The sequence below is a fragment of the Rahnella sp. ChDrAdgB13 genome (assembly GCF_017655185.1).
Lineage (GTDB): Bacteria > Pseudomonadota > Gammaproteobacteria > Enterobacterales > Enterobacteriaceae > Rahnella > Rahnella contaminans.
This window is the reverse complement of the sequence record NZ_JAEMGT010000086.1, coordinates 1-24,179: the sequence shown is the minus strand read 5'-3', so window position 1 is coordinate 24,179 and position 24,179 is coordinate 1. Positions and strand designations below refer to the sequence as shown.

The following is a 24,179-nucleotide window of genomic DNA, read 5'->3' as shown; positions in this document are numbered from 1 at the left end:
ACGCACAAGGTTATAAGAATTTATTTAATGTCATAACCTGAGGGAATATAAGTAATTAAAGTAACCGGCGGACAAACCACATCCTGTGAGCATCAGATTTATGGCATTGCTTGCTGATACAGATCAATAAACGTCGCCACACCGAAGAATATAGCCCGCTAAGAGTATTATCCCTGTAATAATTTAATCAGTAAGGAGCCGCTATAAAGCGCATCCTTAACTAATGCCGCGCCGGGCATTGTTCCCTGATTATAAAATTGCGTGGATTCCAGTTTGATATTTTCGCTATACGCGGGAAGTGATTGCTGCTGAATACAGGACATTATCGCGGGATGAAGAATATCCTGAGATAAATTAAGCGGTGAGCCGATCAGCACTTTTTCCGGATTAAACAAATTCACCATGATCGCCAGAATACGTCCTACGCTCTGCCCCACGCTGATAATCACATCACGCGCCAGCTGATCGCCCCGGTTCGCGGCGTCACACACTGCTTCAATCGTCAGAGAAACGCCGTGCAGCAAACTGGCAGGCACCGGCACCGTGAGGCGCTGACGCACTAAATCCAAAATACTGTCGGTACTGGCAACGGTTTCCAGACAACCGTGATTGCCGCAATAACAGCGTTTCCCGTACGGGTCAACCTGCGTATGCCCGATTTCGGCCACGCTGCTGCTGCCTGCGTGCAAAACGCGCCCGCTGGTAATCACCCCGGCGCCGACGTTGTGGTCAATCACAATCTGCACCACATTTTTGCAACCGCGTGACGCACCGTACAACGATTCTGCCAGCGTCCACGCGCCGATATCATGCTGAACGTACACCGGCAGGCCCGTATGTTCCGAAAGCGTATCGCCAAGCGGCATATCGAAAACGTCATGATAAAACGGCATGCGGTGAACAATGCCCCGGCGCGCATCAATCATGCCCGGCAGGGTAATCGCGATGGCGGTCAGGCGCTCAAGTTTGCGCTGATGGCGGATAAAGAACTGATCGATTTCAGAAATGATGCGTTTAAGCAGCGGCTGATGCGCCTGTTCCGGCAGCGGAAGCACTTCTTCTACCACCAGTTTACTGCTCAGATCCCGTAAACCGAGAGTGATCGACCCCAGGCTGATACGTGCCGAAAGGTAATGCCAGGCCTGAGTATCCAGGGCTAAACCAATAGCGGGACGCCCGCGGCTTCCCGGATCCTGAAACTCAGTTTCAAGTACCAGATGTGCCTGTAAAAGTTCACGGACAATCTTGGTAATACTGGCCGGAGCGAGTTGAGCTTTTTTAGAAAGTTCTATGCGCGAAATGGGACCAAACTGATCTATCAGGCGGTACACAGCACCGACATTGGTTTGTTTAATCTGATCAATATGTCCGGGTTGCCCGTCGGGGATCACTCAAGGAACTCCTGTTATTTTCGCGCTTCAAAATAAAGATTAGGGCTATGTTGGGGTTTTTGTCATATGTCGTCAACTATTTGATTCGTTATGTGATTTGGTGCACAAATTGTGTGAAAAGCCTCTCAGAATTGACTGGAAATACAGCAGGTTTGCCCCCAGTTGCACGGTCAGTTCTCCCGGAGCAGTAAATCGATAAACGCCCGCGTGGCCGCGGTCATCGGGCGACGCGCGTGATTCACCAGCCAGAGCTGCGTGGTACCTTCTGCTTTTCCGAAACGCAAATAACGCACGCCATCGACCTGAATGCGCAAATACGACGCCGGCAATATCGACACGCCTAAACCCGCCGCCACCAGCCCGATAATCGTCAGCGGCTCGCCCACTTCCTGGGTGATAAAAGGCGTTATTCCCTGTGTTTTGAGCTGACCGAGAATATCGTCATACAGCGACGTGCCGACGTCTTTGGAGAAGAACACGAAAGGCTGATCGGCCAGATGCTGAAACGTCAGTTCGCCGTCAGGCAGCGCGTTCAGCGGATTGTCTTTGTGAACCACGGCAATCAGCGGTTCCGACAGGATCAGATGATGCGCCAGCTCTTCCGGCAACTCGCCGTTGCGCATAATCCCCAGATCCAGCTTACCTTCCAGCAGCGGTTCGATTTGCTGTTTACTGTTGAGCTGCTCGATCCGAATATTGACGCCGGGATAGGTCAGCCGGAAATGATGCAGCGTGCGGGAAACGCGACGCATAAAAGGCGCGGAAGACGTCAGCCCGAGCGTCAGATTCCCTGATTCGCCGCGATGAATTCGTGCCGCCTGCGCCGCTGCTTCATCAACACGCAGCAAGATCTGCCGTGCTTCCTGCAAAAATGCCTGTCCGGCCTGCGTCAGCCGCACGCTGCGGTTGTTTCGGTAAAACAGCGTCGCACCGACGTGAGTTTCCAGCGCCTGAATCTGCTGGCTGAGCGGCGGCTGAGAAATATGTAACCGCTCAGCGGCACGGCCAAAATGCAGCTCTTCGGCGACCGCGATGAAATACCGCAAATGACGCAGTTCAATGTGGCTCATGGTTTAGATCAATTTATCCTCATTGATATGTTTAACGTATCGTTCTTGCGAAATTAATATATTAGACAATATATCGGCCACTGTTAAAATTTTCATACATTTTAAAATTTAGTTTTACAGCTCATCGCGTTAAGGAATTCCAGTGAAAACCTCCCGGCGGATTTCCGCTGCACCAGCCAATGACTCTGTTAATGACGACGAATTAAATCCTGAAAGCCCCGTCGCCCGTTCCGGCCTGAAAACCCCTTTTATCAAACGCGGAACACCGCAGTTTATCCGCGTCACGCTGGCTTTATTTTCAGCGGGTCTGGCGACGTTTGCCCTGCTCTATTGCGTTCAGCCAATTCTGCCGGTGCTCTCGCATGATTTCGGGGTATCGCCTGCGACCAGCAGTTTATCGCTGTCGTTATCCACCGGTCTGATGGCGGTTGGCCTGCTTTTTACCGGCCCGGTATCGGACGCCGTGGGGCGTAAATCGGTGATGGTGGTGGCGCTGTTACTGGCCGCGGGTTGCACGCTGGTGTGTTCCTTTATGCAAAGCTGGGACGCCATTCTTATCATGCGCGCGCTGATTGGTTTGTCGCTGAGCGGCGTGGCGGCGGTTGCCATGACGTATCTGAGCGAAGAAATTCACCCGAGTGTCGTGGCGTTTTCGATGGGGTTATACATCAGCGGGAATTCCATCGGCGGGATGAGCGGACGTCTGGTCAGCGGCGTTCTGACGGATTTCTTCTCATGGCGTATCGCTATGGCGGTCGTCGGTTTCTTCGCGCTCGCCGCAGCGATCATGTTCTGGCGCATTCTCCCGCCTTCAAAGCATTTCCGCGCCAGTTCGCTCAAGCCGCGCAAATTGCTGATTAACTTCAAACTCCACTGGCGGGACAGCGGCCTGCCGCTGCTGTTTGCCGAAGGTTTCCTGCTGATGGGCAGCTTTGTGACCATGTTCAACTACATCGGTTACCGCCTGCTCGCCACGCCGTACAACCTGAGCCAGGCCATCGTCGGTATCCTGTCGATTGTGTATCTGATGGGCACTTACAGCTCGCCGAAAGCCGGTGTGATGACCGGTGTGTATGGCCGCGGCCCGGTGCTGATTGGTTCAACGGCCATCATGCTGGTGGGGATTTTGATCACCGCCTTCTCACCCGTCTGGATGATTTTCATCGGAATGATCCTGGTCACCGGCGGATTCTTCGCCGCCCACTCGGTTGCCAGCGGCTGGATCGGCCGTCGCGCACGCCGCGCGAAAGGACAGGCGTCGTCACTTTATCTGTTCAGCTACTACGCGGGATCGAGCGTCGCCGGGACTCTGGGAGGATTCTTCTGGCACGCCTACGGTTGGTACGGAATTACGGGGTTTATCAGTCTGATGTTGGTTGTTGGGGTCGGTGTCGGGATCCGGTTGATGCGGCTTTCTGAGGCAAAAGCCGCTTAATGCCATTTTAAGAACCTGGGTTGCCACCCAGGTCAAAACCTTGGGCTCGCCACCCAAACTGGCCCAGATGGCGCGTTAACGCGCGCGCCCTCCGGACACCCGCGCTTTTTAACTGCGCCAGCCCGAATCACTCACCCAGTTTAGAAAGCCTCCTCTGGCTGTCAGCCTCAAATAACTGCATCCGCGCAGTATCAATCTGCACCCAAACCCTGTCCCCCGGTGCGGCACCGGATCTCACCATGCTGTAAACACTCAGCCGTTCTCCACCGAATGTACCGTGGATAAGCTCACTCAGGCCGGTGGGTTCGATGAGCGTAACGTCCAGAGGAACCGCGCCAGGCGCGCCCTGTTCGCACAAGACAATGGCTTCGGGCCGCACGCCGCAGGTGACTTCTGCACCACTTTTCAGGTTCATAATCTGCGGGTCAACCGGCAGCGTCTGGCTGGCATTGATGCGCAGCTGCGGCGCGGAATCACCCAGTTCGATTGTGCCGTTAATGAAGTTCATTGAGGGCGAACCGATGAAGCTGGCGACGAATTTATTGGCGGGCGTGTCGTAAAGTTCCAGAGGAGTGCCGACCTGTTGGATGACACCGTGGTTGAGCACCACGATGCGGTCGGCAAGCGTCATGGCTTCGACCTGATCATGGGTGACGTAAACAATGGTGTTGCGCATGCGCTGGTGCAGGCTTTTGATTTCAATGCGCATCTGCCCGCGAAGCTGAGCGTCAAGGTTGGAAAGCGGTTCATCGAACAGGAAAACCTGCGGTTCACGCACAATCGCCCTGCCCATTGCCACGCGCTGACGCTGGCCGCCGGAAAGCTCTTTCGGACGACGGTGCAACAGCGCCGTCAGCCCGAGAATATCCGCCGCTTTGTTCACGGCCGCGTCGATTTCGGCTTTCGGGCGTTTTTGCACTTCAAGGCTGAAACCCATATTCCGCGCGACGGTCATATGCGGATACAGCGCGTAACTCTGAAATACCATCGAGATATCACGGTCTTTTGGCGCGACCTGATTCATCAGGCGCGTGCCGATGTGAATGTCCCCCGCCGTCGCCAGTTCCAGCCCGGCGATGGTGCGCAGCAAAGTGGATTTTCCACAGCCCGAAGGCCCGACTAACACCACAAATTCGCCGTCCTGAATCGTCAGGTTGATATGACGCAGCACTTCGACATTTTCGTAACGTTTTTGAAGATCGGAAATCGTAATCTGAGCCATAAAATTATCCTTTAACCGCGCCAGCCGTCAGCCCCTGAACCAGGTAACGCTGAATGAATGCAAAGAAAAGACAGGCGGGGATCAGCGCCAGCACCGCCGCCGCCATCATGTCGCCCCAGGAAACCGCGAATTTCGACACAAAACTGAGCAGCCCGACCGGAAAAGTCATCACCTCGTTTTTGTTGATAAGCATCAGCGAGAACAGCAGTTCACTCCACGCAGCGGTAAACACAAACCCCAGCGTGGCGGCCATCCCCGGCAACGTCAGCGGTATAATGACTTTGCGCAGCGCCATAAAACGGCTGCACCCTTCGAGCATCGCCGACTCCTCCAGATCTTTCGGAATACTGTCGAAAAACGACTGCATCAGAAAAGTGGCGAACGGCACGTTGAACGCGGTGTAAATCAGGATCAGCCCCAGCAGGCTGTTGGTCAGCCCGAGCGGTGCCATCACTTTGTAAATCGGCGCGAGGATCATCACCAGCGGGAACATTTGCGTGAACAGCAGCAGCGCCGCCATCACGGTTTTGCCACGAAAGCTGAAGCGCGAAAACGCAAAACCTGCACCGGCGGCGATCACGGTCGTCAGGAATGCGGTGCCGAATGACACAATCAGGCTGTTAAAGAAATACAGCGGAAACTGGCTTTCGGTAAACACGCGCTGGAAATGCACCAGCGTCAGTTCACTGGGCCACATCCGCACGCCTTCGCTGTAGAGCAGTTTGTCCGGTGTAAACGAAATCTTGATCAGCCAGTAAATCGGAAACAGCGCGAACAGCAGGTAAAAGAGGATCCCCAGCCGGTGTCCCCCTTTACGGAGCCACAAATTTAACGAGAGTACGTTCATCGGATTCTCCTTATTTCAACAGCTGGTGGCGGATACGCAGTAAAACCAGTGCGTACAGCGTCATCAGAACCAGCAGGAATACCGCCATCGCCGAAGCATAGCCAAAGTCGAGTTTCCGGTAGGCCGTGGTGAAAATGAAACTTGACAGAATCGACGTCGAATTTGCCGGGCCGCCGTCGGTCATGACCACAATCAGGTCGGCAAAATTGGCAATCCAGATGGTGCGCAGCATGACGGTAATCGCGATCATCGGTGCCAGAAACGGCAGCGTGACTTTGCGAAACTGCTGCCAGCCGGATGCGCCGTCCATCGCCGCCGCTTCATACAAATCTTTTGGGATCGACTGCAACGCCGCCAGCAGCGTGATGGCAAAAAACGGAATGCCAAACCAGACATTCGCCAGCACCGGGCCGTAAAGCGCCAGCGTCGGATCCGACAAAATGTTGTAAGGCTCAGAAATAATGTGCAAATCCGTCAGCCAGTACGGCAGCACGCCGATCACCGGATTCAACAACCACGCCCAGGTCAGACCGGAAAGAAACGCGGGCACCGCCCACGGCAGAAACACCAGCGCCTGGACCCAGCGGCGGCCGGGGAATTCACGGTTGAGCAGCAGCGCCAGACCGAGCCCCAGCGTGAACTGTAAAACCAGCGACGTGGCCGTCCAGTTAAAGGTGTGACGCAGTGCGGCGTAAAAATGCCGGTCATCAAACATTGTGCGGAAGTTATCCAGCCCGACCCAGCCGGTATCAAACGGGTTAAGCAGCTGAATATTCTGGAAAGCATAAGAAATGCCGATCGCCATCGGTACAAAAATAAACAGGCCAATCAGCACCATCGTCGGGCTGAGATAAACCCAGGGTTCAAGCAGCGCCCGCAAACGGGGAAAGCGCGGCGCGGCAGCGGTGTCTGGCGGTGAAACTTCCAACATCATGACGCGTCTCCAGTTGTAAAAGGTGTTAACTCCGGCACCGCGTGCCGGAGCCGGATGCTTACTTTTGCGTAGCCAGCCACGCCTTTTGCTCTTTGGTGAGGTATTTCGCCCAGTCTTTCACCATGCTTTCTGTGTCGTTCTGGCCGAGCAGCGTCTCCTGCGAGCTGTCTTTCACAATCACCGAGTTAAAATAACCCCAGCCTTTAAGGTGTGTCGGCATGGTAAGCGGAATGTAATCCGGACTGTTCAGCTCGGCAAACCAGCCGGCGAACTGCGGCGCGTGGTAATACGCGTCCTGCTCAGCGCCTTTGTAAATCGGCAGCGTGCCGACGAATTTCGACCACGTCAGGTTGTTTTCTTTGTTGCTGAGGAAGGAAATCAGATCCCAGCTTTGATCCTGATTTTTACCCTGTTTGAACATCGACCAGCCGGTGTAACCGATGGTCGGATAGGCTTTGCCGTTGGGCCCGAGCGGCATCGGCGCGACCGAGAAATCGTCCGGGTTCATGCTGTTTTTGATGGCGATCAGCGCGTCCGGATCCTGATCGAGCATTGCGCATTTCCCGGAATAGAAGCCGGAGACTATTTCGTTAAAACCCCAGTTGACGCTGTCTTTCGGCGCGTAACCTTTCTGGTACATGTCCACCAGGAACTGCGCCCCTTTAATTGCGCCCGGATGCGTCAGCGTGCTGTTGCCGTCTTTGTCGAAAAAGTCCGGCGAGCCGTTCATCGCCGCCATAAACATCATCCAGGCGTTAGTGCCACCGACGCCACCGCGCATGCAGTAGCCGCTGATGCCGTTGCCCAGCCCGCTGATTTTCTTCGCATCGGCCATAAACTCGTCCATGGTTTTCGGTGGCTCAGTCAGCCCGGCCTGCTGGAAGAGTTTTTTGTTCCAGAACATCGCCCGCAGATAGAAACCGTAAGGGATCATGGTCGCCGTGCCGCCGGAGGAGCGCGCCATCGTCAGCGTTTTATCGGTGAGATCCGGCGTGCCGCTCCAGCTTTTCAGGCGCGGTTCGAGATCGGCCAGCATCCCGTTGCTGGCGTACAGCCCCTGCCAGGTATCAGGCATTTCCACGACGTCCGGATATTGCCCGCTCTGAATCATCGTGCCGAGTTTTTCAAACGCCTGCCCCCAAGGCAGTGACACCACTTCAATCTCGACATCCGGATGTTGCGCCTTGTACGCGGTCAACATTTTTTGCAGCATTTCGGTACGCGCCGGGCTGGTGATCACTTCCACCAGCGTCAGTTTGGTGGCGGCAAAACCGGCACAGGAAAACAGGCTGACGCTGAGGGTCAGCGCGCTGAGCAAAGCATGACGTTTCGGGTGTCGCATAATCTTGATTCTCCACGGAGCTAAGGGTCGGATCACAGGAACAGTCGTTGATGTTTTTACCGGGTTCAGGAACAGGCTCTTTCGATGGCGTTTTTCAGGTCGCGCCACAGATCGCCGGTGTCTTCAAGGCCGATAGAAATGCGGATCACGCGTGGCGATACGCCAAAATCAATCGCCGAGTTAAATTCGCCCGCCTGATTCAGCACGGAAATGGCGGGCATCACCAGGCTTTCAAATCCGCCCCAGCTCACGCCCATCCGGAACAATTTCAGTGCGTTACAGAATGTCGGAATGTCGATACCCTCGCTGAGTTCGAATGAAAACAGGCCGCTGTAACCGGTCAGCATTGACGTCGGCAGCGGGTCTAAACCGGGATGATTCACCTGCGTAATGCGAGAATAGCCCTGTAAACGTCGCGCCAGTTCCAGCGCACTTTCGTGATGCTGACGCATACGCAGCGGCAAAGTCCGGAGGCCGCGCAGTAAAAGCCAGGCTTCGTTAGCCGACAATTTCCCGCCTAAAAACGGGCTGATATGACGGGTAATCGCACCGATGCGTTCCTGACTGGAGATGACCAGACCGGCTACGACATCGCTGTGCCCGCTGATGTATTTGGATGCGGAATGGATCACCAGATCGATACCGGCCGCCAGCGGTTTCTGAAAAACCGGCGATGCCCAGCTGTTGTCGATCATCGTGATCACGCCGTATTTTTTTGCCAGTGCGGCAATCGCTTTCAGATTCTGCTCGCCCATCACCCAGCTGTTCGGGCTTTCCAGATACAGCAGTTTCGCGCCCTGAATCGCCTCTTCCAGGGCAGGAAGTGAACTGCCATCCACAAACTGAGCTTCAATCTGGAAACGGGTGCAGAACCCGCGCAGGAAGCGGTAGGTATCCGGGTAAACGTGATTCACACACACCACTTTGTCGCCCGGCCCGGCCACGCTCAGAATAGAATTACTGATCGCCGCCATGCCGCTGCCGAAGGCCAGACAGGCTTCGCCACCCTCCAGTTCCGCGACCTTTTTCTGCAATTCCACTACCGTCGGGTTATCGACGCGGGAATACAGCGCATGATCGCTGTCGCCGCGAAAACGGGCGATCATGCTGTCATAATCGGTGAAACTGAATAATGATGACTGATAAATCGGCGGCGAAATCGCGCCGCGATCATGGCGTCCGTCGTGGACTAAACGGGTGTATTCGTGCAACTCATCGTGCGGGCTTTTATCATCTTGCTGCATTGATCACTTCCTTCATGTCACGTTCAGTTATGTTCAGAATGTCGTTGCTCAGCCTGCGTGCGGTTTCCGGCTCGCGCCGCGCAATGGCTTCAAATAAGGTCCGGTGCAGCGGAAAAGAGTCGCTGAACAGCGCCTGTTCCGGCGGTGATTCGAAAAAGGCGTGCAGCAGGTCGTAGATCCCGCCGACCATTTGCAGCAGCAGCGGATTGTGCGCGGCGGTGTAAATCGCAGCATGAAACTGCCAGTCTTCGGCTCCGGCAGAACCGACGCTCAGATGCACTTTTTCCATCACACCGAGCTTTTGTTCGATAAACAGCAAATCGCTTTCCGTCGCCCTGACTGCTGCCAGCGCCGAGGCTTCGCATTCAATGATCCGGCGGACTTCCAGCGCGTGAAGCATGGTGGCGGAGTCGTTTTTAAAGCGCAGGGACAGAAAGCTGTCGTTAGCGGTGACTTCCGATTGCAGGAAAGTGCCGCTGCCTTTTTTTCGCACGATAATGCCCAGCGCTTCCCAACGTTTCAGCGCCTCGCGGACGGTATTGCGGCTCACCGCCAGCCCTTCCGCCAGCACGCGCTCGGGCGGCAATTTTTCACCCACGCGGGTGCCGGACTGCGCCACATAGCGGGTCAGCGCATCAAGCACCAGCGTGTCACTTTGCTGAGGAGCAATCGGGTGCAACAAGTTCAGTTCACCGTGCATATTGTTCTCCGCGCATCGGCCAAAATTGGCCCAACAACTCAACCTGTGAACCACTTTGCAATTTGTTTGCCAGTTTTTAGATAAAGCACTAACTCAATGATTTCCCTTCAAATAGCGTATTTACGCACCGGTCCGGGTAACAAAACCGCGATCGCCGTGGTGCAAAAATCACCGGTTTTGTTATGTCACTGTGCAGGATATGTTCAGACTTGTAGCACGCAATGGATTGACGCTCGTTAGCGCAAATGATAATTGTTATCATGTAAATTCATTTCATCAGGCAGGTTTGTATGACCACGAACACTGACCGCGCGTCTGTCGCCACCGTTTGTATTGTTGGCGGCGGCCCAGCCGGACTAATGCTGGGCTACCTGCTGGCCCGCCAGGGAATTGACGTGACGGTGCTGGAAAAACACCGGGATTTTCTGCGTGATTTTCGCGGCGACACCATTCACCCTTCGACGCTGGACATCATCTGGCAACTGGGTTTTCTCGATGAGTTTCTCGCCCTGCCGCATCAGCGCGCCGAGAAGCTGTACGGCGAAATCAACGGCAAAGAAACCACGCTGGCGGATTTCACTCATCTGCCGACGCAGTGCAAATTCATCGCTTTTATGCCGCAATGGGATTTCCTGAATTTCATCGCCAGCAAGGCCGCGCTGCTGCCGAATTTCCGGCTGATCCACAATGCGCAGGTGCTTTCGCTGCGGGAGAATGAATCCCAGATAACCGGTGTTCTGGCGGATGTGAACGGCGAAACGCAGCATTTCGACGCCGATCTGGTGGTGGGTTGTGACGGCAGAAATTCAATTGTGCGCGAGCAGGCCGGGATGGAAATCCGCCGTTTCGGCGCACCGCGTGACGTGCTGTGGCTGAAAATCAATAAACGCACGGACGACCCGCAGTGGTCGATGGGGCATCGCGGGCCAAAGAAAAACTTCATCATGATCGACCGCGGCGATTACTGGCAGTGCGGTTATTCGATTCCAAAAGACAGCCTCGACGCGCTCAAAGCACGCGGCATCCCGCCTTTTCTGGATTTGCTGACTGAAGTCTCACCGTTTGAGCGTGAGCGTCTGGGCGAAGACATTCAGAGCTGGGACGACGTGCGCCTGCTGGTGATCCGCATCGACCGCCTCAGAGAATGGGCTAAACCCGGCCTGTTATGCATCGGCGACGCCGCCCACGCGATGTCCCCGATTGGCGGCGTCGGCGTAAATCTGGCGATTCAGGATGCCGTCGCGACCGCAAATATTGTCGCGCAACCGCTGAAAGCCGGGCGTCTGACGCTCCGTCACCTGAAACGCATCCAGCGGCGACGGACATTCCCGACGTGGGCAACGCAGACGTTACAGATTATGATCAGTAAGGCCGGGCAAAAACCCCGCAAGCGCGCCCCTTCCCGGCTTGAAAGCTGGCTACGGGGGAGGAAGTTCATTCCCTTCCTGTTCGGACGGCTGATCGGAGTCGGGTTTTATCGGGAGATCCCGAAGTTATGAACGTGAGACGCACAATGCGTTTGCAAGCGGACTGAGTAGGTTTCGGTTTTTCAATTGCGGTGATCGCTCAGCGGCTCGCGCCGAAACCGACCAAAAGGGGAAAGTGCTTTTCCCCTTTCCACGCTTTTTCAACACGCGCTCCGCTCGCTGGCACTGTTTTAGTAACGCCTCTTATTGCCGTGAAAACTTGCCGCCACGCGGTGCCTTCGTTTCGGTGTTCGAGCCTTGGGTCTCGAAACTCTCACTCAGCAAGCTTTCAAAAATCACGCCGTATGAGCACCGCAAAAACCGTCTGGTGATGTCGGTCATACATCACAAATATCAATCCTCTCCCCTATTTCATCACCGATAATTGACAAGCGTCATTACGCCGGAACGGTTAATTGTTCAAAGTGCCCGCCTTTCACTTGGATCCAAATTTAATCTCGGGGAATACATGTATGACAGAGTTATTGATAGGTCTGGTGGTGGCCGTGTTTGTCGGGCGGTACATCATCAAGGGATATTCACCCACCGGCGTACTGATGGTCGGCGGGTTAATACTGCTGATTATCAGTGCGTTAATGGGCCACAGCGTGTTGCCGGAAGGCACGAAGAGCACCGGCTGGAACGCCACGGACATCGTGGAATACGTCAAAATCCTGGTGATGAGCCGCGGTGGCGATCTCGGGATGATGATCATGATGCTGTGCGGTTTCGCGGCGTACATGACGCACATCGGCGCTAACGACGTAGTGGTCAAACTCGCATCACGTCCGCTACAGATGATTAACTCGCCATACATTCTGATGGTCGCGGCCTATATTCTGGCGTGTCTGATGTCGCTGGCGGTGTCTTCCGCGACCGGTCTCGGCGTACTGCTGATGGCGACGCTGTTCCCGATTATGGTGAATGTCGGCATCAGCCGCGGGGCGGCGGCGGCGATTTGTGCGTCGCCGGCGGCCATTATTCTTTCCCCGACCTCAGGCGATGTGGTGCTGGCGGCGCAGGCGGCCAACATGCCGCTGGTCGATTTTGCCTTCAAAGTCACCCTGCCGATTTCAATTGCCGCTATTGTCGCGATGGCCGTCGCGCATTTCTTCTGGCAGCGTTATCTGGATAAACGCGATACCGCCGTGGTAGATAGCGTGGATTCCAGCAAAGATGACGTCATTGAAACCAACGCCCCGGCGTTTTACGCCATTTTGCCTTTCACGCCGATTATCGGGGTGCTGATTTTTGACGGTAAATGGGGCCCGAATCTGCATATCATTACTATCCTGGTGATCTGCATGGTGCTGACTGCACTGATTGAAACAGTAAGAAACCGCAACGGGAAAGCCGTGTTTGCCGGGCTGGACGTCGCGTATCGCGGTATGGCGGATGCATTTGCCAACGTCGTGATGCTGCTGGTTGCGGCTGGCGTTTTCGCGCAGGGTCTGAGCACCGTCGGCTTTATCAGCAGCCTGATCGGGCTGGCGCAAAACTTTGGTTCTGGCAGCATTATTATGATGCTGGTACTGGTCACCATCACCGTCCTTGCGGCCATGACCACCGGCTCGGGCAATGCGTCGTTTTATGCGTTCGTGGAACTTATCCCGAAACTGGCGGCGAAAATGGGCATCAACCCGGGATATCTGGTGATCCCGATGTTACAGGCGTCCAACCTTGGTCGCACCATTTCACCGGTCTCCGGCGTCGTGGTCGCCGTGGCAGGTATGGCAAAAATCTCCCCGTTCGAAGTGGTAAAGCGCACCTCCGTGCCGGTTCTCGTGGGGCTGATAGTGGTTATTGTCGCCACAGAAATTCTGGTTCCGGTTCACTAATTCCCCTCCTTTTCTAATGCTGAAATCATTTGCGCTGTATCAAGGCGGCAACTGAGCAAATCCCCGGAAGCATACAAAAGTATGTGACCGGGGTGCGCGAAGGAAGCCAACGCCGAGACAGCGTGAAGGATGAAAGTATTGATCACATAAATACGATATGGGCTAATACCAACTCAGGTTAAGCTACTGCGCCTTGAAGGTCGGGGAAAAAGCCCCGTCTGAGTGATGGCGAAATCCGCGTAATATAGGCTTTTTATGTCGAATAATCCGGGCTACAAACGAATCGGCGGGTGGTTACTGGCCCCGATGGCGTATCTGATTGTCACGCTGCTGAGCGTTGTATTAATGCTGTTCCTGTTTTCAATGGCCATATTTATGCCGGAATCACGCGAATATTTAATCACCAATTCGCAGGCCTTTACGCTGCAATGGTATTTCTCCGTGGTAACCACGTTAGCGATGGGGTTATTTACCGTTGCGGTTCTCTGGCAATTTTGTAAGCGTGCCAGCGCGTTACCAAAAATGTATATTATCTGGTTGTTGTGTACGGTATTGCTGGCGGTAAAAGCCTTTGCATTCTCGCCGGTTACCGATGATCTGGCCGTGCGTAACTTACTGTTACCCTTATTGGCTGCTGCGGTGTTTGTGCCTTATTTCAAGCGCTCACTGCGGGTGAAAGAAACCTTCACGGAATAACCCTGAAGTTTTAATGTTTATTATGTCCGGGCAATTGTCATGACCTCTTACTTATTACTGTTTGTCGGCACCATGCTGGTGAATAACTTTGTACTGGTGAAGTTCCTCGGACTTTGCCCGTTTATGGGCGTGTCCAAAAAACTGGAATCCGCCATCGGCATGGGCCTGGCGACCACGTTCGTGATCACCTTGTCGAATATCTGTTCGTGGATGGTCAACACCTTCATTCTGATGCCGCTGGGCCTGGTGTACCTGCGCACCATGGCGTTTATCCTGGTGATCGCCGTCGTCGTACAGTTCACCGAAATGGTCGTGCGCAAAACCAGCCCGTCGCTGTATCGCCTGCTGGGTATTTTCCTGCCGCTTATCACTACCAACTGCGCCGTGCTCGGCGTGGCGCTGCTTAACATCAACCAGCAGCTGAATTTCATGCAGTCCGCGCTCTACGGTTTTGCCGCCTCACTCGGTTTCTCGCTGGTGATGGTGCTGTTCGCCGCCATTCGTGAGCGCCTGGTTGTCGCTGACGTGCCTGCACCGTTCAAAGGTTCTTCGATTGCGCTGGTCACGGCGGGCCTGATGTCACTGGCCTTTATGGGCTTTACGGGTCTGGTGAAATTCTGATGTTTGAATTATGGGTAGCGATTGGTGCGCTGACCGCACTGGCTCTGGTGTTTGGCCTGCTGCTGGGTTACGCCTCGCGTCGTTTTGCCGTGGAAGGTAACCCGGTTGTCGATCAGATTGACGATATCCTGCCGCAAAGCCAGTGTGCGCAATGCGGTTATCCCGGTTGTAAACCTTACGCCGAAGCCGTGGCCAATGGCGACAACATCAACAAATGTGTGCCGGGCGGCGAAGCGGTCATGCTCAAGCTGGCCACCCTGCTCAACGTCGAGCCGCAGCCGATGGGCGAAGACGTCGCCGCCGCCGTGCCGGTGCGCAAAGTGGCGTATATCGACGAAAGCAACTGTATCGGCTGCACCAAATGCATTCAGGCCTGCCCGGTCGATGCGATTGTGGGCGCAACCCGTGCCGTGCATACCGTGATTACCGATTTATGTACCGGCTGTGACCTGTGCGTCGCACCGTGCCCGACGGACTGCATCGAAATGCTGCCGATCAAAACCACCACCGCAAACTGGAAGTGGGATTTGCAATCCATTCCGGTTCAGGTCATCCATGCGGAGTAACATGTTTAATCTGTTTGCCGCGCTCAAAAAAGACAAAGTCTGGGACTTCGACGGTGGTATTCATCCGCCGGAAATGAAGACGCAGTCGAGCCACGTTCCGCTGCGCAACGTGCCGTTGCCTGAGCGCTTTATCATTCCCCTTCAGCAGCATCTTGGCCCTGAGGGCGAGCTGTGTGTGAAAGCCGGTGACCGGGTTTTAAAGGGCCAGCCGCTGACGACAGGCCGTGGCCGCACCGTGCCGGTACACGCGCCGACGTCAGGCGTGATCACCGCCATCGAACCACATATCACCGCGCACCCTTCCGGCCTGAAAGAACTCTGCGTTCTGATTGAAGCCGACGGGCAAGACACCTGGTGCGAACGCAACATTGTGGCCGATTACCGCCAGCTTTCTGCCGGAGAGCTGAACCAGCGCATCAGCCAGGCCGGTATCGCCGGATTGGGCGGCGCAGGTTTCCCGACCGCCAGCAAACTCGCAGGCGGCCTGACGTCCACGCGCACGCTGATCCTCAACGCCGCCGAATGTGAACCCTACATCACCGCCGATGACCGGCTGATGCAGGAACACGCGGATCAGATCCTCGAAGGCACGCGCATTCTCTGTCATATGCTCAGCCCGGAACGCGTTCTCATCGGCATCGAAGACAATAAACCGGAAGCCATTGCGGCGTTTAAAACCGCGATTAAAGCTACGGCTCAGCAGGATCTGGCTAACGGTATCCGCTTCGAACTGCGCGTGGTGCCGACCAAGTATCCGTCCGGCGGTGCCAAACAGCTGACCAAAATTCTGACCGGCCTCGAAGTGCCGAAAGGTCATCACTCGTCGTCAATCGGCGTGCTGATGCAAAACGTCGGGACGGTTTACGCGATCAAACGCGCGATCCTCGACGGCGAACCGCTGATCGAACGTGTCGTGACGCTGACCGGTGAAGCGATGGCGAAACCCGGTAACGTCTGGGCACGTCTGGGTACGCCGGTTTCGCATCTGATGCAGGAAGGCGCGTTACAGCCGCAGGGCGATAAAAAGATGGTGATCATGGGCGGGCCGCTGATGGGCTTTACCCTGCCGTCGCTCGATGTGCCGGTCGTTAAGATCTCCAACTGCCTGCTGGCTCCGTCCGAATCGGAACTTGGCCAGCCTGAGCCGGAAGAAGCCTGTATCCGTTGCAGCCTGTGCGCGGAAGCCTGTCCGGCCGGTTTACTGCCGCAGCAGCTTTACTGGTTCAGCCGCGGCGAAGAACACGAAAAAGCGCGCAACCATAACCTGTTCGATTGCATCGAATGCGGCGCCTGTGCTTACGTCTGCCCGAGCAACATTCCGCTGGTGCAGTATTATCGTCAGGAAAAGGCCGAAATCCGTGCCATCGACAGCGAAACCGCCCGTGCGACCGAAGCCAAAGCGCGTTTCGAAGCCAAACAGGCGCGTATGGAACGCGACAAAATCGCCCGCGAAGAGAAACACCAGAAAGCCGCCGTTAAGCTGAGCGAAACGCCGGTGGACGACGCCCCGGTCGCCGTAGCCGCTGCTGAAACGGCGGAAGTGGATCCGCGTCAGGCCGCACTGGCCGCCGCCATTGCCCGCGCCAAAGCCAAAAAAGCGGCTGCCGCGCAGGAAATCCCGGTCGCGTCTGAACCGGTGCCTGAAACGCCACCGACCGCAGAAGACGATCGCAAAGCCGCCGTAGCCGCAGCGATTGCCCGCGTGAAAGCGAAGAAAGCGGGAAATGGCGTGGTGGTGGAAGCCACCGACAGGGAGCTCAATGTGACTCCGCCAGCACCGGCAGAAGACGACCGCAAGGCCGCCGTAGCCGCGGCGATTGCCCGCGTGAAAGCGAAGAAAGCCGCCGCGGCTCAGGCCAATACTGACGAAGACGTGACTACGTCACCGGCTGAACCTTCTGCTGACGACAAGCGTAAAGCCGCTGTCGCCGCCGCCATTGCCCGTGCGAAAGCTAAAAAAGCGGCGGCGCAGAGTGACGCCGAAGAGTCCGCTGCGGACAACGACGCATCTTCAGAACCAGACACAACACAACAAGAAAGCGATCCACGCAAAGCCGCCGTGGCTGCTGCGATCGCCCGAGTTAAGGCCCGTAAAGCCGCTCAGACAATGTCGAACGAGGAATAGATGGCCTTCAGGATCGCAAGTTCACCTTTTACACATAACCGCCAAAATACCAGCACCATCATGATGATGGTGATTCTGGCGTGTATTCCGGGTCTGATCGCTCAGATTTGGTTTTTCGGCTACGGAACACTGGTTCAGCTCGCCCTGGCTATCGTGATTGCTTTACTGGCGGAAGGTGCCGTTTTGCAACTGCGCAAACAGCCGGTAAAAAAACGTCTGGGCGATAACAGCGCCCTGCTGACGGCCATTTTGATCGGCATCAGCCTGCCGCCGCTCGGCCCGTGGTGGATGGTGGTGCTTGGCACGTTTTTCGCCATCATCATCGCCAAACAGCTGTATGGCGGTCTGGGGCAAAACCCCTTTAACCCGGCAATGGTGGGTTATGTTGTGCTGCTGATTTCGTTCCCGGTGCAGATGACCACCTGGCTGCCGCCGGACGCGCTGCAACATCATCACATCAGCTTCACCGATACGCTGCTGACCATTTTCACCGGCCACAGCGGGCAGGATCTGACCGCCTATCAGTTGCAAATGAACGTGGATGGCGTGACGCAGGCGACGCCGCTGGATGCCTTTAAAACCGGCTTACGCTCCGGGCATACAGCCGATCAAATTCTGGCAACACCGCTGTTTGGCGGCACGCTGGCGGGTCTGGGCTGGCAGTGGATTAACCTCGGTTTTCTGGCCGGTGGCCTGTTCCTGATGTGGCGTAAGATCATCAGCTGGCACATTCCGGTGGCAATGCTCGGTATGCTGGCGTTCTGCGCCGCCATCGCGTGGGGGCTGGCACCGGAAAGCTATTCTTCACCGCTGGTCGGCCTGTTCTCCGGTGCGACCATGCTCGGTGCCTTCTTTATCGCCACCGACCCGGTGACGGCATCCACCACGCCAAAAGGCCGTCTGGTTTTCGGTGCATTAATTGGTTTACTGGTGTGGCTTATCCGCACGTACGGCGGGTATCCTGACGGCGTGGCCTTTGCCGTTTTACTGGCCAACATTACCGTGCCGCTGATTGACCACTACACTCAACCACGTGTTTACGGGCATCGCTGAGGAAGAATTATGTTAGCTACAATGCGACGCCACGGCCTGATCCTGGCTTTCTTTGGCGCACTGATGACCGGCATGACCGCCATCGTAAACCTGCTGACCAAGCCAACGATTGAACATCAGGCGCTGTTACAGCAAAAAACGCTGTTTGATCAGGTGATCCCGGCCAGCGTTTACGATAACAACATGCAGAACGAATGTTACAACGTCACCGATGAATCACTCGGTACCGCTACGCCGCACCGCCTGTACCTGGCGCGCAAAGGCGGTGAACCGGTGGCTGCCGTGGTGGAAACTACCGCGCCAGACGGTTATTCCGGTGCAATCCAGCTGCTGGTTGCCGCTGATTTTCATGGCAAAGTCTACGGTTCCCGCGTGCTCGAACAGCATGAAACGCCGGGGCTGGGTGACAAAATTGAAGTGCGTATTTCTGACTGGATCAAGCATTTCGCCAACGAAACCGTGAACGGCCCCAGCGACCCGCGCTGGGCTGTGAAGAAAGATGGCGGCGTGTTTGATCAGTTTACCGGCGCGACCATTACCCCGCGCGCTGTCGTGCGCTCGGTGAAACGCACGGCGTTATTTATCGGGACGGTGCCGTCTCAGCTTTCCCACCTCACCCCTTGTGGAGCCCGTGATGAGTGAAGCCAGAAAGATAATCGTTCAGGGTCTGTGGACCAATAACTCCTCGCTGGTCCAGCTGCTGGGGCTTTGCCCGCTGCTGGCCGTGACGTCCACGGCGACTAACGCCTTAGGTTTGGGGCTGGCAACCACGCTGGTGCTGACCTGTACTAACGGCATGATTTCCGCGTTCCGTAAGTGGATCCCGGATGAAATCCGTATTCCGATTTACGTGCTGATCATCGCATCGGTGGTCAGTACCGTTGAAATGCTGATCAATGCGTATGCCTTTGGTTTGTATCAGGCGCTGGGGATTTTCATCCCGCTGATTGTGACCAACTGTGTGGTGGTCGGACGTGCGGAAGCCTGCGCCGCGAACAGTCCGGTGCATCTGGCGGCGCTGGACGGCGCCATGACCGGCCTCGGGGCGACGTGCGCAATGTTTGTCCTCGGTTCGATGCGTGAAATTCTCGGCAGCGGCGTGTTGTTTAACGGCGCAGATTTGCTGCTCGGCGGCTGGGCGAAAGTGCTGCGCGTTGAAGTGATTCATCTGGATAACCCGTTCCTGCTGGCGATGCTGCCGCCGGGCGCGTTTATCGGTTTGGGCCTGCTGCTGGCGGCTAAATACCTGATTGATCAGCGCATGAAAGCGCGAAAAGCGGTGCAACACGTTGCCGCCGAAGACAGTTTGCCAAAGGGAAGTGTTCATGAATAAGGAAAAGCGCATTGAGATCCTCAGCCGTTTGCGGGACAACAACCCGCATCCCACAACCGAACTGGTGTACACCACGCCGTTCGAGCTGCTGATTTCGGTGTTACTTTCCGCGCAGGCCACGGACGTCAGCGTGAACAAAGCGACCGCGAAACTTTATCCGGTCGCGAACACGCCGGAGTCCGTTCTGGCGCTCGGCGTGGACGGTGTGAAGGAATACATCAAAACCATCGGCCTGTTTAATTCGAAAGCCGAAAACGTCATTAAAACCTGCCGGATTTTGCTGGAAGAACACAACGGCGAAGTACCGGAAGACCGCGCCGCGCTGGAAGCCCTGCCGGGCGTCGGGCGTAAAACCGCCAACGTGGTGCTCAATACCGCTTTCGGCTGGCCCACCATTGCCGTCGATACGCATATTTTCCGCGTCTGTAACCGGACGAAATTCGCGCCAGGTAAGACCGTCGATGACGTGGAAGAGAAATTACTGAAAGTGGTGCCGAAGGAATTTATGCTCGACTGCCATCACTGGCTGATTTTGCACGGTCGCTATACCTGTATTGCGAGGAAGCCGCGGTGCGGATCGTGTTTGATTGAAGATTTGTGTGAGAGTAAAGAGAAGGTCTACGCGGAGTGAAAGGGAGTGCCGCTGCGCGGTTCCTTTTCCCGGTGTTACTCAGCCTGCGGCCTCACCCTTCCGACCTCCCCCTTCGCAGGGGGAGGAGAAAGTCAAAATCAAATAAACGACTTCGCCTGCTTGAGCACCACATCACACGCTTTGGTTTTCACTTTCTCTTTCACCTGCGTCAGCCCGCTGCCGAGATTATTCAGGTCAACGCTCTGATCTTTACCGGTTTTCAGCAACCCGCCCAGCCCCTGCTGGTAGTCCTTGCTTTCAGCACCAGACGCGCTCTGGATCCCCAGTTTGTTCAGCAGCTGATCTTTCACGTTTTCGGTGCTGGCTTTAGAAAGTACGTTGTTTTTCACGCAATACTGCAATACACCGGCGACGTTGGTCGCGCTGGTGGAGGTCAGCGCTTTATCGCCGCCGTTGAGCAGTGAAGTCAGTGATGATGTGGTTCCCGTCCCTGAGGTTGTTCCCGCACTGTTCAGCCCGTCGGTGGCGGCCTGTTGCAGTTGTCCCAGCAAGTTATTTGATGCCTGTGCGGAGGCTGCCACTAACAGGCTGCCCGCGACGATGGCCAGAACGCCAGCTTTTAGTGCTTTCATGTGCTACTCCATTCATTTCACTTATATATTGCGGGAAAGCTTGGTCTTAAATGATGAATTCATCAATAGGAAAATCGGAGAGAAACCGGCAATGCCGGTTTTATTTGATCGTCGGCGGGGGGGCAAGCGGTTGTTGCTGCGTCAGCCACAGACCGGCGGCGGTGAAGAAATGCTGCGCCAGCGCCGTCGCCCTGCCCGGTTCGGCCACTACCAGCGCCGCGTGGCGGGTCATAGGGGTAATGTCCAGCGGGCAGCGTTTCAGTGCCGGATGCATCTCGTCTATCAGATGCCCGCTCGGCACTAACGCACAGCCGATGCCGACAAACACGCCCTGCATCAGCTGAAATATCGAGGTACTTTCCAGACGTGGATGCAGTTCGAGTCCGGCCTGACGGAAGAAATTATCCAGATAGCGGCGGAAATAACGGCTCGGCTCGGACAGACACAAAGGCAACGCCGCGGCCTGTTCGGCGGTCATCAACCCGACATTGTCCAGTTCGGGGAAATGGTCCGGGTGATACACCACGTCCACGCCGCCATCATCAAGCGACACCAGCTGGAAACGCAGTTCGTTGAGGGTCGAAAATTCGAAAAAGCCGATGCCGACATCCACGGAATGGCTGCTCAGCGCTTCAATCAGCTGATCGGCGCTGACTTCCGAGACGCGGTAATCCAGCCCCGGATGCGCCTGGCTCACCGCTTTAATCAGCCGCGCCAGCGAAACGCTGCACTGTGGCATAACGCCGATGCGTAACGTCCCGCTCATGCCCTGCTTGAGGGATTCCACCTCCAGCTTCAGGCCTTCGTAAACCGCCACTATTTCGCGCGCCCAGCTCAGCACACGCAGGCCTTCGGCGGTGAATCCTTCGAAATTGTTGCCCCGGTTGATCAGGTTCAGCCCGAGTTCTTTTTCAAGATTTTTGAGCCGCATCGACAGCGTCGGCTGGCTGACAAAACTGGCTTCCGCCGCCCGCCCGAAATGACGTTCCCGTTCAAGATTGCAGAGATAAATAAGCTGTTTGATGTCCATTTTATTGAATATTCATTGAGTTACAGTGATTAATTCAGAACACAATGTGAACGGAATTGCCCGCGAAAAGCCACGTCCCGGATGACGCATACCGCATGATATCCCACATTCACGAAATTTGTTTTTCGGGATACGCGGGAAATCATGCCGGAATCACATTTACTTATCTTATAACTCGCAGATTATTCATACTGACAGATTATTCAATAAAGACCGGGCGCTTTTCGCGAAGGGACTTCAGCCCTTCCCGCACCAGAATCAGCGCCATTTTCCCGTCGTGGCCGGTGACCTGTGTTCCGGTGTCGTGACGGATGGCGTCGATAAAGGCTTCGGCTTCGCGCACATAGGCTTCCTGATATAACTTCGTCCAGGACGGCATGGATTGCGCCTGAATGGTTTTGTCTTGCGTCACCACTTCAACATTATTGCTGTTCTGCCGGCCAACTTTGACAATGCCATGCGTGCCGAGAATTTCCGCGCGGGCATCGTAGCCGTAACGGACGTACTGCGCGCCGTCGATCATGCCGATGATGCCGTTGGTGAACTGCATCATGACGGCGCAGGTATCGTAATAGTCGGGGTATTCCTCGGCTTTTTCCGGTGACCGGAAATTATGGCCGATGACGTGGATCATGCTCACTTCGGCTCCGGCGTACCACCTGAGCGTATCGAGATCGTGGCTATTCACTTCAGCAACCGGCCCGCCACTTTTGGAAATATCGAACATCCACTCTTTAGGCTCGCTCGGCCCATGGGTCAGTGATTTTAGTAACGTCACTTCGCCGACAGTTTTATTTTCAATCACCTCCTTGCCCGTTTTAAAATTCTCATCAAAACGGCGCATAAAACCTAATTGTAATTTGACGTTATATTCCCGACATGCGTCGATCATGTCGTTGCATTCTTCTTCCGTTCCGGCCATCGGCTTTTCGCAGAATATATGTTTTCCGGCTTTCGCGGCGGCAACCACAATATCGCGGTGTAAATGCGTCGGTGTCACCACCACAATGGCATCAATATTTTCGTTTTTCAGGGCTTCGCGATAATCGGTATATTGATATTCCACCTGAAGTTCTTTCTGTACTTCCGCCAGATTCCCCTCGTCGGGATCGCATATTGCAATTAACCGGGCATGACGAAGATTACCGTTATAATTCCGGGCATGAATCATCCCCGCGCGGCCACAACCAATCAGACACACATTAATCATTTTATTCATTTTCAGCCTCAGTCAGGGCATGTTTCGTTATTTACCGGCCTGTATCACAGGCCAGTTTTCTGAATACTATTTGGCAGCGAGAAGTTCATTAACGATTTTTATTCCGGCAGAGCTGCCCAGACGCGTAGCGCCTGCATCAATCATGGCAAGCGCGTCGCTCAGCGTGCGAATTCCACCCGCAGCTTTAACCTGAACGTGTTCGCCCGCGTGTTCTTTCATTAATTTGACGTGTTCAGCCGTTGCGCCCGCCGTGCCGAATCCTGTGGAGGTTTTAACAAAGCCCGGTTTCACTTCAGCAGCGATTTTGGCGACCTGAATAATTTCATCTGTCGTCAGGTAACAGGTTTCGAAAATGACTTTCGACACAATCCCGGCTTTATTGGCGACAGCCACCAGCGCCGCCATTTCTTCTCTGATATAAGCGTAGTCATGCTCTTTGACTTTGCCGACATTCAGCAGATAATCGAATTCCTGCGCGCCATTATTAACGGCATCCTGTGCTTCAAACACTTTGGCGGCAATGGTCATCTGCCCCAGCGGGAAACCAATCGCCGCGCCGGTCAGCACGGATGAACCTTCCAGCATTTGGCGGCAGGTGGCAACCGGCCAGGAGTTGATAGCAACAGACGCAAAACCGTATTCCTTCGCTTCATCACACAGTTTTTGGAAATCTTCTTTGGTCGCATACGCATGCAGATTGGTATGGTCAAAGAATGCGGCCAGTTTTTCAGCAGAGTATTTCATTTTCTATTCCTTAGAGCCTATCCCAATAGGATTTTATTCCAGATAATGATGCCGCAGGTAAAATGCAGCATCGCCTCAT

23 protein-coding genes are annotated in these 24,179 nt (G+C 55.2%); 11 read left to right on the top strand and 12 right to left on the bottom strand.

Translation table 11 applies throughout. The annotated features are described in order from the left end of the window. Positions 1-167 precede the first annotated feature (167 nt). Positions 168-1,391 carry an ROK family transcriptional regulator gene (locus J8X26_RS20200; protein ID WP_152326155.1) on the bottom strand — a complete coding sequence of 408 codons (1,224 nt, stop codon included), beginning with the start codon at positions 1,389-1,391 and terminating at the stop codon, positions 168-170. Between the two features lie 170 nt (positions 1,392-1,561). Continuing rightward, positions 1,562-2,461 (bottom strand): LysR family transcriptional regulator, encoded by a 900-nt coding sequence (locus J8X26_RS20195; protein ID WP_152326154.1) that lies wholly within the window; start codon positions 2,459-2,461, stop codon positions 1,562-1,564. A gap of 142 nt (positions 2,462-2,603) precedes the next feature. Between J8X26_RS20195 and J8X26_RS20190 the strand changes: the two genes are divergently transcribed. After that, on the top strand, positions 2,604-3,896 hold the full coding sequence (locus tag J8X26_RS20190; RefSeq protein ID WP_152326153.1) for an MFS transporter: 1,293 nt from the start codon (positions 2,604-2,606) through the stop codon (positions 3,894-3,896). Positions 3,897-4,023: 127 nt separating this feature from the next. Here the strand turns inward: J8X26_RS20190 and J8X26_RS20185 are convergent, their stop codons facing one another. From J8X26_RS20185 to J8X26_RS20160, 6 genes are all read right to left on the bottom strand, one after another. Then, positions 4,024-5,118 (bottom strand): ABC transporter ATP-binding protein, encoded by a 1,095-nt coding sequence (locus tag J8X26_RS20185; RefSeq protein ID WP_165057422.1) that lies wholly within the window; start codon positions 5,116-5,118, stop codon positions 4,024-4,026. A gap of 4 nt (positions 5,119-5,122) precedes the next feature. Next, on the bottom strand, positions 5,123-5,965 hold the full coding sequence (locus tag J8X26_RS20180) for a carbohydrate ABC transporter permease (RefSeq protein ID WP_152326151.1): 843 nt from the start codon (positions 5,963-5,965) through the stop codon (positions 5,123-5,125). A 10-nt stretch (positions 5,966-5,975) separates the two neighbouring features. Continuing rightward, positions 5,976-6,899 (bottom strand): carbohydrate ABC transporter permease, encoded by a 924-nt coding sequence (locus J8X26_RS20175; protein WP_208951765.1) that lies wholly within the window; start codon positions 6,897-6,899, stop codon positions 5,976-5,978. A 58-nt stretch (positions 6,900-6,957) separates the two neighbouring features. Beyond that, positions 6,958-8,241: a sugar ABC transporter substrate-binding protein gene (locus J8X26_RS20170; RefSeq protein ID WP_152326150.1), complete on the bottom strand. Its 1,284-nt coding sequence runs from the start codon at positions 8,239-8,241 to the stop codon at positions 6,958-6,960. Between the two features lie 65 nt (positions 8,242-8,306). After that, on the bottom strand, positions 8,307-9,485 hold the full coding sequence (locus J8X26_RS20165; protein ID WP_208951764.1) for an aminotransferase class I/II-fold pyridoxal phosphate-dependent enzyme: 1,179 nt from the start codon (positions 9,483-9,485) through the stop codon (positions 8,307-8,309). Further along, positions 9,472-10,185 carry a FadR/GntR family transcriptional regulator gene (locus tag J8X26_RS20160; RefSeq protein WP_165057420.1) on the bottom strand — a complete coding sequence of 238 codons (714 nt, stop codon included), beginning with the start codon at positions 10,183-10,185 and terminating at the stop codon, positions 9,472-9,474. Before J8X26_RS20160 ends, J8X26_RS20165 begins: the two co-directional genes overlap by 14 nt. Before the next feature lie 290 nt (positions 10,186-10,475). On the opposite strand from J8X26_RS20160, the gene J8X26_RS20155 reads away from it, so the two are divergent. The 10 genes from J8X26_RS20155 to nth all read left to right on the top strand — a co-directional run bounded on the left by J8X26_RS20155 (position 10,476) and on the right by nth (position 20,514). Continuing rightward, positions 10,476-11,684, top strand: a complete 1,209-nt coding sequence (locus tag J8X26_RS20155) for an FAD-dependent oxidoreductase (RefSeq protein WP_152326147.1) — start codon at positions 10,476-10,478, stop codon at positions 11,682-11,684. A gap of 440 nt (positions 11,685-12,124) precedes the next feature. Beyond that, positions 12,125-13,489, top strand: coding sequence for an anaerobic C4-dicarboxylate transporter DcuC (dcuC, locus tag J8X26_RS20150; protein WP_208951763.1), 1,365 nt, complete (start codon positions 12,125-12,127; stop codon positions 13,487-13,489). A gap of 255 nt (positions 13,490-13,744) precedes the next feature. Continuing rightward, positions 13,745-14,185, top strand: a complete 441-nt coding sequence (locus J8X26_RS20145; protein WP_208951762.1) for a DUF2569 domain-containing protein — start codon at positions 13,745-13,747, stop codon at positions 14,183-14,185. A gap of 39 nt (positions 14,186-14,224) precedes the next feature. Further along, complete coding sequence (gene rsxA, locus J8X26_RS20140; RefSeq protein ID WP_101078861.1) at positions 14,225-14,806, top strand: electron transport complex subunit RsxA; 582 nt, start codon at positions 14,225-14,227, stop codon at positions 14,804-14,806. After that, a complete protein-coding gene (gene rsxB / locus J8X26_RS20135; protein WP_152326144.1) occupies positions 14,806-15,372 on the top strand; it encodes an electron transport complex subunit RsxB in 567 nt (188 codons plus the stop codon). The genes rsxA and rsxB overlap by 1 nt, the downstream gene beginning before the upstream one ends. A gap of 1 nt (position 15,373) precedes the next feature. Beyond that, entirely contained in the window at positions 15,374-17,497 is a 2,124-nt protein-coding gene (rsxC, locus tag J8X26_RS20130; protein ID WP_208951761.1) for an electron transport complex subunit RsxC, read from the top strand. Then, a complete protein-coding gene (rsxD, locus tag J8X26_RS20125) occupies positions 17,498-18,550 on the top strand; it encodes an electron transport complex subunit RsxD (protein WP_152326142.1) in 1,053 nt (350 codons plus the stop codon). A 9-nt stretch (positions 18,551-18,559) separates the two neighbouring features. Then, complete coding sequence (gene rsxG, locus J8X26_RS20120) at positions 18,560-19,192, top strand: electron transport complex subunit RsxG (RefSeq protein WP_165057413.1); 633 nt, start codon at positions 18,560-18,562, stop codon at positions 19,190-19,192. Next, positions 19,185-19,883: an electron transport complex subunit E gene (locus J8X26_RS20115; RefSeq protein WP_152326140.1), complete on the top strand. Its 699-nt coding sequence runs from the start codon at positions 19,185-19,187 to the stop codon at positions 19,881-19,883. Before rsxG ends, J8X26_RS20115 begins: the two co-directional genes overlap by 8 nt. Next, entirely contained in the window at positions 19,876-20,514 is a 639-nt protein-coding gene (nth, locus tag J8X26_RS20110) for an endonuclease III (protein ID WP_152326139.1), read from the top strand. Before J8X26_RS20115 ends, nth begins: the two co-directional genes overlap by 8 nt. Before the next feature lie 98 nt (positions 20,515-20,612). Here nth and J8X26_RS20105 read toward each other — a convergent pair whose 3' ends face one another. The 4 genes from J8X26_RS20105 to deoC form a co-directional block, all read right to left on the bottom strand. Next, positions 20,613-21,107, bottom strand: coding sequence for a DUF2501 domain-containing protein (locus tag J8X26_RS20105; protein ID WP_101078869.1), 495 nt, complete (start codon positions 21,105-21,107; stop codon positions 20,613-20,615). A gap of 100 nt (positions 21,108-21,207) precedes the next feature. Further along, positions 21,208-22,137, bottom strand: coding sequence for a LysR family transcriptional regulator (locus J8X26_RS20100; protein ID WP_208951760.1), 930 nt, complete (start codon positions 22,135-22,137; stop codon positions 21,208-21,210). Between the two features lie 199 nt (positions 22,138-22,336). Further along, positions 22,337-23,356 (bottom strand): Gfo/Idh/MocA family oxidoreductase, encoded by a 1,020-nt coding sequence (locus J8X26_RS20095; protein WP_208951759.1) that lies wholly within the window; start codon positions 23,354-23,356, stop codon positions 22,337-22,339. Positions 23,357-23,422: 66 nt separating this feature from the next. After that, complete coding sequence (deoC, locus tag J8X26_RS20090; protein WP_208951758.1) at positions 23,423-24,100, bottom strand: deoxyribose-phosphate aldolase; 678 nt, start codon at positions 24,098-24,100, stop codon at positions 23,423-23,425. Positions 24,101-24,179 lie beyond the last annotated feature (79 nt).

What these genes read in the sequence shown, in the direction of transcription:
- J8X26_RS20170 (WP_152326150.1), bottom strand. Translation starts at nt 8,241, where the DNA reads ATGCGACACCCGAAACGTCATGCTTTGCTCAGCGCGCTGACCCTCAGC.
- J8X26_RS20160 (WP_165057420.1), bottom strand. Translation starts at nt 10,185, where the DNA reads ATGCACGGTGAACTGAACTTGTTGCACCCGATTGCTCCTCAGCAAAGT.
- rsxA (WP_101078861.1), top strand. Translation starts at nt 14,225, where the DNA reads ATGACCTCTTACTTATTACTGTTTGTCGGCACCATGCTGGTGAATAAC.
- J8X26_RS20155 (WP_152326147.1), top strand. Translation starts at nt 10,476, where the DNA reads ATGACCACGAACACTGACCGCGCGTCTGTCGCCACCGTTTGTATTGTT.
- J8X26_RS20145 (WP_208951762.1), top strand. Translation starts at nt 13,745, where the DNA reads ATGTCGAATAATCCGGGCTACAAACGAATCGGCGGGTGGTTACTGGCC.
- dcuC (WP_208951763.1), top strand. Translation starts at nt 12,125, where the DNA reads ATGACAGAGTTATTGATAGGTCTGGTGGTGGCCGTGTTTGTCGGGCGG.
- J8X26_RS20115 (WP_152326140.1), top strand. Translation starts at nt 19,185, where the DNA reads ATGAGTGAAGCCAGAAAGATAATCGTTCAGGGTCTGTGGACCAATAAC.
- rsxC (WP_208951761.1), top strand. Translation starts at nt 15,374, where the DNA reads ATGTTTAATCTGTTTGCCGCGCTCAAAAAAGACAAAGTCTGGGACTTC.
- J8X26_RS20100 (WP_208951760.1), bottom strand. Translation starts at nt 22,137, where the DNA reads ATGGACATCAAACAGCTTATTTATCTCTGCAATCTTGAACGGGAACGT.
- J8X26_RS20195 (WP_152326154.1), bottom strand. Translation starts at nt 2,461, where the DNA reads ATGAGCCACATTGAACTGCGTCATTTGCGGTATTTCATCGCGGTCGCC.
- J8X26_RS20095 (WP_208951759.1), bottom strand. Translation starts at nt 23,356, where the DNA reads ATGAATAAAATGATTAATGTGTGTCTGATTGGTTGTGGCCGCGCGGGG.
- rsxB (WP_152326144.1), top strand. Translation starts at nt 14,806, where the DNA reads ATGTTTGAATTATGGGTAGCGATTGGTGCGCTGACCGCACTGGCTCTG.
- J8X26_RS20165 (WP_208951764.1), bottom strand. Translation starts at nt 9,485, where the DNA reads ATGCAGCAAGATGATAAAAGCCCGCACGATGAGTTGCACGAATACACC.
- J8X26_RS20180 (WP_152326151.1), bottom strand. Translation starts at nt 5,965, where the DNA reads ATGAACGTACTCTCGTTAAATTTGTGGCTCCGTAAAGGGGGACACCGG.
- J8X26_RS20185 (WP_165057422.1), bottom strand. Translation starts at nt 5,118, where the DNA reads ATGGCTCAGATTACGATTTCCGATCTTCAAAAACGTTACGAAAATGTC.
- deoC (WP_208951758.1), bottom strand. Translation starts at nt 24,100, where the DNA reads ATGAAATACTCTGCTGAAAAACTGGCCGCATTCTTTGACCATACCAAT.
- J8X26_RS20175 (WP_208951765.1), bottom strand. Translation starts at nt 6,899, where the DNA reads ATGATGTTGGAAGTTTCACCGCCAGACACCGCTGCCGCGCCGCGCTTT.
- rsxG (WP_165057413.1), top strand. Translation starts at nt 18,560, where the DNA reads ATGTTAGCTACAATGCGACGCCACGGCCTGATCCTGGCTTTCTTTGGC.
- nth (WP_152326139.1), top strand. Translation starts at nt 19,876, where the DNA reads ATGAATAAGGAAAAGCGCATTGAGATCCTCAGCCGTTTGCGGGACAAC.
- J8X26_RS20105 (WP_101078869.1), bottom strand. Translation starts at nt 21,107, where the DNA reads ATGAAAGCACTAAAAGCTGGCGTTCTGGCCATCGTCGCGGGCAGCCTG.
- rsxD (WP_152326142.1), top strand. Translation starts at nt 17,498, where the DNA reads ATGGCCTTCAGGATCGCAAGTTCACCTTTTACACATAACCGCCAAAAT.